Below are 12114 nucleotides of genomic sequence, written 5' to 3'. Positions count from 1 at the left end.
ATGCCAGTCAAGGATCGTTGCGTGCTGAAGGGCGGAAGCTTTTTGGATGCGGAACGATCTGGTGGATGTTGCCTGACCGCGCATCCTCGGATTTGATCTCGAGAAGCTGGTCTTGAAGATCCGGCCTCGAAGTGCACCGGCGTGCCTTCGGATGAGGACCGGATCGAACACGTCGATGGCATCATTGAAGACGGCGGTTGTAAAAGGTAACCGCTGGTGTTCGTTCCTCGCCGATCGTTAGCGAGGAACGGTCTGTCCCGGCGCCCTGGAGGTGCCCGGATGGCCAGGTTTGGACTGCCCTTCGAGCGGAAGCGAGAAGGATAGCTTAGCCAAACCAGACAGATGATGAGCATTGGCAATGAGAACGATCAAGAGAAGTAAGGGCATTTGGTGGATGCCTTGGCATGCACAGGCGAAGAAGGACGTGATACGCTGCGATAAGCCGTGGGGAGCTGCGAATGAGCTTTGATCCATGGATCTCCGAATGGGGAAACCCACCTTGGATGCTTGGGAATCTGGCGCCGTTGGCGCGGACAATCGGAATTGGGCAGTCGGCAGTCGGGTTTGAAAATCCGATTGGCGAATGTCGATTGGCGATTGGCTGCGTCGACGAGGCGGCGCGAGGTTCCAAGCATCGAAACAAGGTATCTGACCTTCGAATACATAGGGGTTAGAAGCGAACGCAGGGAACTGAAACATCTAAGTACCTGCAGGAAAGGACATCAACCGAGACTCCGTTAGTAGTGGCGAGCGAACGCGGACCAGGCCAGTGGCGATTGAAGATAAAGCAGAACGCGTTGGAAAGCGCGGCCGGAGCGGGTGACAGCCCCGTATGCGGTGAGGCTTTGATCGTCCTTGAGTAAGGCGGGGCACGTGAAACCCTGTCTGAACATGGGGAGACCACTCTCCAAGCCTAAGTACTCGTGCATGACCGATAGCGAACAAGTACCGTGAGGGAAAGGTGAAAAGCACCCCGACAAGGGGAGTGAAAGAGAACCTGAAACCGGATGCCTACAAACAGTGGGAGGCCGCAAGGCTGACCGCGTACCTTTTGTATAATGGGTCAACGACTTAGTGTGACGAGCAAGCTTAAGCCGGTAGGTGGAGGCGCAGCGAAAGCGAGTCTGAACAGGGCGTTTGAGTTCGTCGCATTAGACCCGAAACCGAGTGATCTAGCCATGAGCAGGTTGAAGGTTGGGTAACACCAACTGGAGGACCGAACCCGCATCTGTTGCAATAGATTGGGATGACTTGTGGCTAGGGGTGAAAGGCCAATCAAACTCGGAGATAGCTGGTTCTCCGCGAAAACTATTTAGGTAGTGCGTCGATCGAATACCTCAGGGGGTAGAGCACTGAATGGGCTATGGGGACTCACCGTCTTACTGATCCTAATCAAACTCCGAATACCTGAGAGTACTAATCGGCAGACACACGGCGGGTGCTAACGTCCGTCGTGAAGAGGGCAACAACCCTGACCTCCATCTAAGGTCCCCAAGTCATGGCTAAGTGGGAAAGGATGTGAGACTCCCAAAACAACCAGGATGTTGGCTTAGAAGCAGCCATCATTTAAAGAAAGCGTAACAGCTCACTGGTCTAAATAAGGGGTTTTGCGCCGAAAATGTAACGGGGCTAAAGCCATGCACCGAAGCTGAGGCTGACGATCTTACGATCGTTGGGGTAGCGGAGCGTTCCGTAAGCCAGTGAAGGGAGACCCGTGAGGGCTCCTGGAGGTATCGGAAGTGCGAATGTTGACATGAGTAACGATAAAGAGGGTGAGAGACCCTCTCGCCGAAAGACCAAGGGTTCCTGCTTAAAGTTCATCTGAGCAGGGTTAGCCGGCCCCTAAGACGAGGCGGACACGCGTAGTCGATGGGAACCACGTTAATAATCGTGGGCCTGGTGGGAAGTGACGGATCGGGCAACTTGTGAGGGCTTATTGGATTGCGCCTTGCAGGGAACCGGTTCCAGGAAAGAGCCCCACCGTACAGACCGTACCCGAAACCGACACAGGTGGTCAGGTAGAGTATACCAAGGCGCTTGAGAGAACTGCGTTGAAGGAACTCGGCAAATTGCACGCGTAACTTCGGAAGAAGCGTGACCCCATTTTGGGCAACCAGGATGGGGTGGCACAGACCAGGGGGTAGCGACTGTTTATCAAAAACACAGGGCTCTGCGAAGTCTGTAAGACGACGTATAGGGTCTGACGCCTGCCCGGTGCTGGAAGGTTAAGAGGAGAGGTGCAAGCTTTGAATCGAAGCCCCAGTAAACGGCGGCCGTAACTATAACGGTCCTAAGGTAGCGAAATTCCTTGTCGGGTAAGTTCCGACCTGCACGAATGGCGTAACGACTTCCCCGCTGTCTCCAACGCAGACTCAGTGAAATTGAATTCCCCGTGAAGATGCGGGGTTCCTGCGGTCAGACGGAAAGACCCCGTGCACCTTTACTATAGCTTTACACTGGCATTCGTGTCGGCATGTGTAGGATAGGTGGTAGGCTTTGAAGCAGGGACGCCAGTTCCTGTGGAGCCATCCTTGAAATACCACCCTTATCGTCATGGATGTCTAACCGCGGTCCGTTATCCGGATCCGGGACAGTGTATGGTGGGTAGTTTGACTGGGGCGGTCGCCTCCGAAAGAGTAACGGAGGCGCGCGATGGTGGGCTCAGACCGGTCGGAAATCGGTCGTCGAGTGCAATGGCATAAGCCCGCCTGACTGCGAGACTGACAAGTCGAGCAGAGACGAAAGTCGGTCATAGTGATCCGGTGGTCCCGCGTGGAAGGGCCATCGCTCAACGGATAAAAGGTACGCCGGGGATAACAGGCTGATGACCCCCAAGAGTCCATATCGACGGGGTTGTTTGGCACCTCGATGTCGGCTCATCGCATCCTGGGGCTGGAGCAGGTCCCAAGGGTTTGGCTGTTCGCCAATTAAAGCGGTACGTGAGCTGGGTTCAGAACGTCGTGAGACAGTTCGGTCCCTATCTGCCGTGGGTGTAGGAATATTGACAGGATCTGTCCCTAGTACGAGAGGACCGGGATGGACATATCTCTGGTGGACCTGTTGTCCTGCCAAGGGCATAGCAGGGTAGCTATATATGGACGGGATAACCGCTGAAGGCATCTAAGCGGGAAACCCCCCTGAAAACGAGTATTCCCTGAAGAACCGTGGAAGACGACCACGTTGATAGGCCGGGTGTGGACGTGCAGCAATGCATGAAGCTTACCGGTACTAATCGTTCGTTCGATCTTGATCGTTCCCATTGCTTGTGCTCATCACCGCGCGCCGCGCGGCGATGATGCCATGTTATGTGCTCGCGCTGTCGCGGCCTTCGGCCGCTTCGCTGCGCACGGCGCGCCGGACGCCCGGCGGCTCGGCTCTGCCGGCTGCTGGAAAAATCCGGCACGCGCTTGCGGAGCCTCCAAACGGCTCCCTCGCCACTGCCATACCAACGACGTGTTCAAAACCAGCGATTGCCGACTGGCGAATACCCTATTCGCACTGCGCACTTCGCACTTCGCCCCAAATCCAGCTTCTCGAAAAACACTTGCCCTTAGCCGACCTGGTGGTCATCGCGGGGTTCCCCCACCCGTTCCCATTCCGAACACGGCCGTGAAACGCCCCAGCGCCTATGGTACTTCGTCTCAAGACGCGGGAGAGTCGGTCGCTGCCAGGTCTGCTAAGCGCAAGTCATCCAATCTTCTCATCTCATATCCCCAAACCAATCCCATTCCGCGGGGTGGAGCAGCCCGGTAGCTCGTCAGGCTCATAACCTGAAGGCCGCAGGTTCAAATCCTGCCCCCGCAACCAAACACACCCAAAACACCAAAAGCCCCGTTCGCTCTCGCCGACGGGGCTTTCTTGCGTTCCAGGCAAAGCGGAAGGGGGGCGCCGTCCGCGGGGCAGGCTTCCCCGAGTATGGTGAGGGCAATTCGGCGAACGCGCCGAGCCAGAACCTACAGACTCGCGCGACCAGATGGGGCTTGCGAGACGCGTTGGCCATGTCCTGGACGTCAGGCCCAACCGCCGTAAGACAGTCGACGACAGTCTTAATGAATCTGTCGTGCTGCAAACAGAGACCGCCTCGCGCTAAACGCCGTGCTCTCTCCGACAGACCTCTCGTCAGCTGAGCGCGTCCCGGGCCGGTTTCGCTGACACGCAGCCCTTCGTCCTGTTTTGGATATTGCCCTGCGATTGATCGATCTTATCTAAGGCCGCGGCATCGCATGGCGTCTGGCCAGGGGTTCGTAGCTTCTGACCGGCATCGGCAGCCGGGGCGACAGTGTTCAAGGAATTTTCCGGGACCACATCCGCGTCTTCGCACACCATGCGCGAGACGACACGGTGTTGGGCCTTTTTTTGCTACCTTAAGCTTCGCGTTGCGCTTACACAGCAGGGGCGCCGCGCGACGACGGCATTTTTGTTGGGGTTGGATGACATGCACAGACGCGACGCCGCTGCTCGCCTGACACGAGGTTTGGGACTCGATCCCGTGGTCAGCCTCGGGCTCTCGATCGCGCTGCTTTTCTTTGTCGTCAGCACGCTCATTCTGCTCTCCACGACTCAATCCTTGCGGGAAAACAATGGTCGTGTGGTGCAGACCCACGATGTCATCGTCGCCATCGATCTGCTGCAGGCCGATGTGCAGGATTCCGAAACCGGGCAGCGGGGCTATCTGCTCACCGGCAATGAGCGCTATCTCGAGCCATTCGAGCGCGCGCAGGGACAGGTTCGCAAGCGTCTGGGCGACGTCGAGAAGCTTGTGGCCGGGAACCCGGTCCAGCGTCGGCGCCTGAGCGAGCTCGAGGGCCATCTGAACGTCAAGCGCGACGAGCTGACGCGGACCATCGAACTGCGCCGGGCCGGCAATGCCCAGGCGGCGATCGATCTTGTGAATTCCGATCTCGGCAAGAATGCCATGGATGCGATCCGGGCGACGATCTCGGACATGCGGGCGGAGGAGGCCAACCAGCGTGCCCTGCGGCTGGCCGATATGCGCTCGGCCTATGCGACAGCCTTCGGCCTCGTCGTTCTTACGGGGGCGCTCGGCATCCTGTTGACGGTGCTGATCGGCTTCCTGCTTCGCCGCGTTACGCTGGCCCGTCGCCGCCAGACCTGGCTGCAGCAGGCGCAGGTCGGGCTTGGCCAGGCGGTCATGGGCGACAAGACGACCGACGCGCTCAATGAGAGCATCCTTCGCTACCTTACCGACTATGTCGGCGCCGTGGCCGGCCTGATCTATGTGAAGGACGAGGAAGGCTTTGCCCGAAGCGCCACCTTCGGCGTGCCGTCCGAGGCATCGGTTCCCCTGCGGCTGGGCCGCAATGACGGCCTGTTCGGCCATGTGACGGAGGGGGGGAAGCCGATCGTCGTCGGCGCCGTGCCGGAGGGCTACATGCGCTTCGGCTCCGGCCTCGGCCAGGAGGCGCCCACCTATCTGAGCCTTGCGCCAGCCAGCATCGACGGCACGCTGAAGGCCGTGATCGAGCTCGGCTTCCTCTGGCCCGTCGGCGACCATGTTCTCGAGCTTCTCGAACAGTCATCCGCCACGATCGCCACAGCCATCCGCTCGGCCGACTTCCGTACCGAACTGCAGCGGCTGCTGCGCGAGACGCAGCGCCAGGCGGAAGAGCTGCAGGTTCAGGGCGAGGAGCTGCGGGTCGGCAATGAGGAGCTGGAAGAGCAGGGCCGGGCGCTGAAGGAGTCCCAGAGCCGGCTCGAGCAGCAGCAGGTGGAGCTGGAGCAGACCAATTCGCAGCTCGAGGAACAGGCCCAGGAACTGGAACGCCAGCGCGACGATCTGGAGCGCGCCAATCTGGCGATCCAGCTCAAGGCGCAGGAGGTCGAGCAGGCGAGCCAGTACAAGTCCGACTTCCTGGCCAACATGTCGCACGAGCTGCGCACGCCGCTCAATTCCTCGCTGATCCTCGCCAAGCTGCTCGCCGACAATCCGGACGAGAACCTGACGCCGGAGCAGGTGAAGTTCGCGCAGACCATCCAGTCTTCGGGCAACGATCTCCTGAACCTGATCAACGACATTCTCGATCTGTCGAAGATCGAAGCCGGCCATGTGGAGGTTCGCCCCGAGCCGGTGCTGATCGACCGGACGGTCAACACGCTGCGCCACATGTTCGATCCTCTCGCCAGCAACAAGGGTCTTGCCTTTGTGATCGACGTGGCGGCGGATTGCCCGGCGGTCATCGAAACCGATCCGCAGCGGCTGGAACAGGTGCTGAAAAACCTTCTCGCCAATGCGCTGAAGTTCACCGAAACGGGCAGCGTGTCCCTGCAGATCCGCCCGACGGGCGACCGCGATCTTGCCATCTCCGTCGTCGACACCGGCATCGGCATTGCCGAGGACCAGCAGCGCCGGATCTTCGAGGCCTTCCACCAGGCCGACGGCACGATCAGCCGCAGGTTCGGCGGCACCGGTCTCGGCCTGTCGATCTCGCGCGAACTCGTTCGGTTGCTCGGTGGGTCGATCCATTTGCAGAGCCGGCCCGGCGCGGGCAGCACCTTCACCATCGTCATTCCGCGGGTCTTCGATGCTGCCGCGGTGCGGCCGGCCGCAAATGTCGCACCGGCAGTCCCGCCGGCCGCCGCTGTCACGCCGCCACGCCCGGCCGCGCCGGCCGTCCGGTTGGCGGAGGAGCCGGCGCCCCGTCCGCGAGCACCCCGCGTGCTCGACGAAGAGCGGCTCCAGGCGTCGGATCCCTCGCGCAGGCTGTTGATCATCGAGGATGACCAGTCCTTCGCCATGATCCTGCGCGATCTCGCCCGCGAACTGGATTTCGAGGCCCTGCATGCGGGCACGGCGCAGGAGGCCTTGGAGCTGGCAAGGCAGTTCATGCCGAGCGCGATCGTGCTCGATGTCGGCCTGCCCGACCAGTCCGGCCTCTCCGTGCTCGACCGTTTGAAGCGCGACGTGCGCACCCGCCATATCCCGATCCATATCGTTTCGGCCGATGACTATACCGAACGGGCCCTGTCGCTCGGCGCGGTCGGCTATGCGTTGAAGCCGGTCCAGCGCGACCAGCTCGTCAATGTGTTCAAATCGCTCGAGGCGAAGATTTCGCAGAATGTGCGTCGGGTTCTGATCGTCGAAGACAATGACATCCAGCGCGATGCGGTCGCCAAACTGATCGGCTCGCCGGAGGTGGAGACGGTGGGCGCGGCCACGGCGGCAGACTGCCTGGCGCTTCTGAAGGAGCAGACCTTCGACTGCATGGTGCTCGATCTTTCCCTGCCGGATGCCTCCGGCTATTCGCTGCTCGAGACGATCAGCCAGGACAGCAGCCACTCCTTCCCGCCGGTCATCGTCTATACCGGCCGTCTGCTGACGCCGGAGGAAGAGCAGAAGCTGCGCCGCTACTCCAAATCGATCATCATCAAGGGGGCGAAATCGCCGGAGCGCCTTCTCGACGAGGTGACGCTGTTCCTGCACCAGGTCGTGTCCGAGCTGCCGGACGAGCAGCAGAAGATGATCCGCAAGGCGCGCAACCGCGATGCCCTGCTCGAAGGCCGCCGGATCCTGGTCGTCGAGGACGATGTGCGCAATGTCTATGCGCTCACCAATATTCTGGAGCCGCGCGGCGCCCTGATCGAGATCGCCCGCAACGGCGAGGAAGCGCTGGAGAAGCTCAACCAATCGCTGGCGCAGCCGGACCGGCGCATCGATCTGGTGCTGATGGATGTGATGATGCCGGTCATGGACGGGCTGACCGCCACGCGGATGATCCGCAAGATGCCGGACTTCAAGAAGCTGCCGGTGATCACGCTGACCGCAAAGGCCATGCCGGACGACCAGCAGCGCTGCATCGAAGCCGGCGCAAACGATTACATGGCCAAGCCGCTCGACGTGGAGAAGCTTCTCTCGCTCGTTCGCGTATGGATGCCGCAATGACCGAGACGACCGAGACCACAGAGACGATGAAGGTGGAAGATATCGAGATCCGGCTTTTGCTGGAGGCACTCTATCATCGCTATCACTACGACTTCCGCAGCTATGCCATGTCCTCGATCCGCCGGCGGTTGCGCCAGGCGCGCGAGCAGCTGGGGTTCGCCACCATCTCGGCCTTGCAGGAGGCCGCGCTGCACGATCCGGCCATGCTGCCGCATCTCCTCGGCTTCCTGACCGTGCAGGTCAGCGAAATGTTTCGCGACCCCGGCTATTTCCGCGCCATCCGCGAAAAGGTCGTGCCGCATCTGCGCACCTACCCGTCGCTGAAGGTCTGGATCGCAGGCTGCAGCAGCGGCGAGGAGCTCTATTCGTTCGTCATCCTTTTTCGGGAAGAGGGTCTGGAAGAGCGGACGATCTTCTATGCGACCGACATCAATCCGGATGCGCTGGCGCTCGCCGAAGCCGGCATCTACGATCTCGACCGCGTGCGGCTGTTTACCGAAAACCATCGGCTCTCGGGCGGTCGCACCTCGCTCTCGGATTATTACCAGACCGGATACAATCGCTGCCTGCTCGACAAGAGCCTGCGCCGCAACGTGGTCTTCTCGGATCACAGCCTGGTGACCGATCAGGTTTTCGGGGAAATGCAGCTCGTCTCCTGCCGCAACGTGATGATCTATTTCGATCGCGATCTGCAGGACCGCGCGATCGGGCTCTTCAAGGAGTCGCTGCCGCGCCATGGGTTCCTCGGTCTCGGCGCCAAGGAGACCCTGCGCTTCTCCGCCCATGCCGGCGCCTTTCGCGATTTCGTGCGCGAGGAGAAAATCTACCAGAGGACCGGATCATGAGCGGAGCGAGCAAGGGCGCGGTGGTGATCGGGGCCTCGGCAGGCGCGCTGGAAGCCCTCAGCATCATCCTGCCGAGCCTCAAGGCCGATTTTCCCTGGCCGATCTTCGTCATCGTCCACCTGCCGCCCGACAAGCGCAGCGTGCTGGCCCAGATCTTTGACGCCAAATGCGCGCTGACCGCCATCGAGGCCGAGGACAAGGAGCCGGTGCGCGCCGGCACCATCTATTTCTCGCCGCCCGATTACCACATGCTGATCGAGGACCGCGAAACCATCGCCTTGTCCAACGAGGATGAAGTGCTGTTCTCGCGGCCGTCGATCGACGTGTCCTTCGAAAGCGCAGCGGATGTCTGGGGCGAGACGCTCGTTGGCGTCGTGCTGACGGGCGCCAATCAGGATGGTGCGAAGGGTCTGCGCGCCATCGTGCGGGCCGGCGGCACCGCCCTCGTCCAGGATCCGAAGGGCGCCTATGCCAGCGCCATGCCGGAAGCCGCGCTGGCGGCCTGTCCGCAGGCGCAGGTTCTGTCGCTCTCCCAGATTGCCTCACACCTCTCAGGTCTTGCATCATGAACACGCCGGTTACCTTCCTGCTCGTCGATGATTTGCCGGAGAACCTGTTGTCGCTCGAGGCCCTGCTGCGCCGCGACGGGCTGCTTCTTCTCAAGGCCCGGTCGGGCGACGAGGCGCTGGAGCTGTTGCTGCAGCACGATGTGGCGCTGGCACTGATCGATGTGCAGATGCCGGGGCTCAGCGGCTTCGAATTGGCCGAGCTCATGCGGGGCAACGAACGGACGCGCCGCATTCCGATCATCTTCGTCACCGCCGGCTCCCACAGCGCCGAGCGCCGCTTTCAGGGATATGAAGCGGGCGCGGTCGATTTCATCCAGAAACCGATCGAGCCGGACATTCTGCGCAGCAAGACCGAGGTGTTCTTCGAGATCTACCGCCAACGGCAGATGATCGCCGAGCAGCGCGATGCCCTGGCGGCGCAGGCGCAGACCCTGCAGCATGCCGATCGCAAGAAGGACGAGTTTCTGGCCATCCTTGCCCATGAGCTGCGCAATCCGCTGGCGGCCCTTCAGGGCGGTCTGAACATCCTTCGCCGCCGCCCGGATGGACCGCGCTCCGAAGAAATCAAGCTGTTGATGGAAAGCCAGATGACGCATCTGGTGCGGCTGGTCGACGATCTGCTCGACATTTCCCGCATCACCCAGGCGAAGATCGAGCTGCGCAAGGACGAGTTCGATCTCAAAGATGCCCTGCATGCCGCTGTCGCCATGGCACGCCCGCATATCGATGCGAAAGAGCACCGTTTCGAAGTAATCTTGCCGGAGGCGCCGGTCCTGATCTTTGCCGATGAGGTCCGCATCACCCAATGCATCGCCAATCTCATCAACAATGCGGCCAAATACACCCCGCCCGGCGGCGCGATCGAGGCGAGCATCATTCCTGCCGCCGACCAAGTGTTGATCCGCGTGGTCGATGATGGGCTTGGCTTGAGTGCAGAGGACATGAAGGGCGTCTTCGACCTGTTCTCACAGGTGGATCGCCATCTCGAACATGCCCGCGGTGGGCTGGGCATCGGGCTGGCGCTCGTCAAGCAACTGGTCGAACTCCATGCCGGAACGATCACGGTGTCGAGCCCCGGCCGCGGCAAGGGCGCGACCTTCGAGCTCGCCCTGCCGCGCTGAGGCGGCGGCGGCAACGGGTCAGGGACCGGCCGAGAGCCGATCGATCAGCAGCTGGCGCAGCACATCCATGCGCCACTCCCGCCCATCGGCGGCCGGCTGCAGGCCGGCAGTAAAGCCTTCCGCTTCGAAGCTGGCGATGAGGGCTGGGTCTTGGGAGACGATATGGATGGGCACGGCGCGGGAGGCGCCGGGTCCGGTGATGATCGATGCGGGCTGGTGGTCACCAAGGATGACGAAGACCGCATCCTTGCCGAAGCGCGCCAGGTAGCTGCCCAGCGTCTCCAGCGAATAGTCTATCGTGGCGATGTACTGCGCGCGCACACGCTCCGGATCCGCCCAGAGAACGGCAGGAGCAGGCCCCTGGACCGCCTGATTGTCAAAGATCGTGCCGTCGCCGATCCGCGCCCAATCGACAAGGCTTGGAACGGGCGTCCAGGGTGCATGGCTGGAGATCAGCGCCAGCTCGGCCATCACACGGCGGCCCGCCGCATGGGCCGGAGCGCGCGAGAGACGCTCGAAGGCCGACAGCGTATATTGATCGGGCATGGTCACCCAGTTGAACGGTTTGCCGCGATAGCCGAGATCCTTCGCGGCCAGCACCTGGCGATAGCCGAAATAAGCGGACTCGGGCCAGTCGAGCGTGATGGCCGGCATGATGGCTGCGCTCTGCCAGCCAGCTTCGGCAAACAGGCGGTTGAGGCTCGGCTGGGTGCTTCGGACGAGGCGGTCGTAGCGTGCCTGGCTGTCGATCCAGAGGCCGGACAGCAGCGTGCCATGCGCAAGCCAGCTCAAGCCCCCGACCGTGGGGGAGGTGGCCCATGCGCTGGCGGCGGAGAGACCAGCACGCCTTATCTCCTCATCCACGGCACCAAGTCGCCTTGCCATACGGTCCCGGTAGCGCGGATCAGTCAGCGCCGAGCGTCCGTAGGATTCCACGAAGATCAGGATCACATCCTTGTCCCGGATGGCGGAAAACAGCTCCCGTCCGGTTTTGGGCCCAATCCCCCGCGCCAGCTCCGCCTCGAAGCGCCGCATGTCGCGGGAGGACTCGACCATCAGCGCCAGCCGCCCGGCCAGATAAGAGGGCATGCGCACCTCGACCAAGGGCAGGCCAAAACCCCGGACCAGACCGGCAAACAGGGCAAGCGCCAGGAACAGCATTGCCAGCCGCGCCCGGTGCCGCGGCGGTGCGGCTGCCAGACTTCGTCCGGCGGCGACCAGGAGAACGATGGCAAGCGCGAGGACGATCAGTGCGGCGAGCAGGGCGGCCAGCGCAAGAGGCAGACCGAGCGCCCCGCTGGCGACATTCCAGCCATCGCCGATCATCTGCTGGTCGAGCGCAGGATTGAAGGGCCGCTGGAAGGCCGCCTGCGTGCCGAGATCCGCAAGCTTCAGGCAGAGGATCAGTACGGCCAGGAGGACGATCAGCCACACGGCCAAGCGCCGCGTGACCGCAGGCCCGATCAGCAGCAGGAGAAAGGCGGCCGGCCATTCGAGTGGCAGTCGGGCGAAGCTGCCGGCGCTCACGGCATCGGGATGATCCGGCAGGTTGACCAGAAGGATCAGGATGAGCGAGAGGAAGACGGTGCTCGCCATGGTGCGGAACCGATCTCTCATCATGTGTCGCGCGTCCCTGTGTTCTCGATCATTCGCAGCTCCGCCGTCCGGTTCGTCGTCCG

Annotated in this window: 5 protein-coding genes, 1 tRNA gene and 2 rRNA genes; 7 read left to right on the top strand and 1 reads right to left on the bottom strand. The window is 61.8% G+C overall.

The genetic code is table 11. The features are described from left to right. The first annotated feature begins 366 nt into the window (after nt 1-366). The 7 genes from U8330_RS18875 to U8330_RS18845 all read left to right on the top strand — a co-directional run bounded on the left by U8330_RS18875 (nt 367) and on the right by U8330_RS18845 (nt 10435). Nucleotides 367-3254, top strand: a 23S ribosomal RNA gene (locus U8330_RS18875). A gap of 304 nt (nt 3255-3558) precedes the next feature. Then, a 5S ribosomal RNA gene (gene rrf / locus U8330_RS18870) occupies nt 3559-3673 on the top strand. Nucleotides 3674-3730: 57 nt separating this feature from the next. After that, nucleotides 3731-3807 (top strand) — tRNA-Met (locus U8330_RS18865). Nucleotides 3808-4435: 628 nt separating this feature from the next. After that, complete coding sequence (locus U8330_RS18860) at nt 4436-7900, top strand: response regulator (RefSeq protein WP_323106784.1); 3465 nt, start codon at nt 4436-4438, stop codon at nt 7898-7900. Then, entirely contained in the window at nt 7897-8745 is an 849-nt protein-coding gene (locus tag U8330_RS18855) for a CheR family methyltransferase (RefSeq protein ID WP_323106782.1), read from the top strand. Before U8330_RS18860 ends, U8330_RS18855 begins: the two co-directional genes overlap by 4 nt. Next, entirely contained in the window at nt 8742-9314 is a 573-nt protein-coding gene (locus tag U8330_RS18850; protein ID WP_323106780.1) for a chemotaxis protein CheB, read from the top strand. The genes U8330_RS18855 and U8330_RS18850 overlap by 4 nt, the downstream gene beginning before the upstream one ends. Then, a complete protein-coding gene (locus U8330_RS18845; protein ID WP_323106779.1) occupies nt 9311-10435 on the top strand; it encodes a hybrid sensor histidine kinase/response regulator in 1125 nt (374 codons plus the stop codon). Before U8330_RS18850 ends, U8330_RS18845 begins: the two co-directional genes overlap by 4 nt. Nucleotides 10436-10453: 18 nt before the next feature. Here the strand turns inward: U8330_RS18845 and U8330_RS18840 are convergent, their stop codons facing one another. Further along, entirely contained in the window at nt 10454-12055 is a 1602-nt protein-coding gene (locus U8330_RS18840) for a sulfatase (protein WP_323106778.1), read from the bottom strand. Nucleotides 12056-12114: the final 59 nt, after the last annotated feature.

Origin of the sequence: Rhizobium sp. CC-YZS058, from assembly GCF_034720595.1 — a bacterium.
Classification (GTDB): domain Bacteria; phylum Pseudomonadota; class Alphaproteobacteria; order Rhizobiales; family Rhizobiaceae; genus Ferranicluibacter.
The sequence above is the reverse complement of the archived record's forward strand: the minus strand, read 5'-3'. Positions and strand labels throughout refer to the sequence as shown.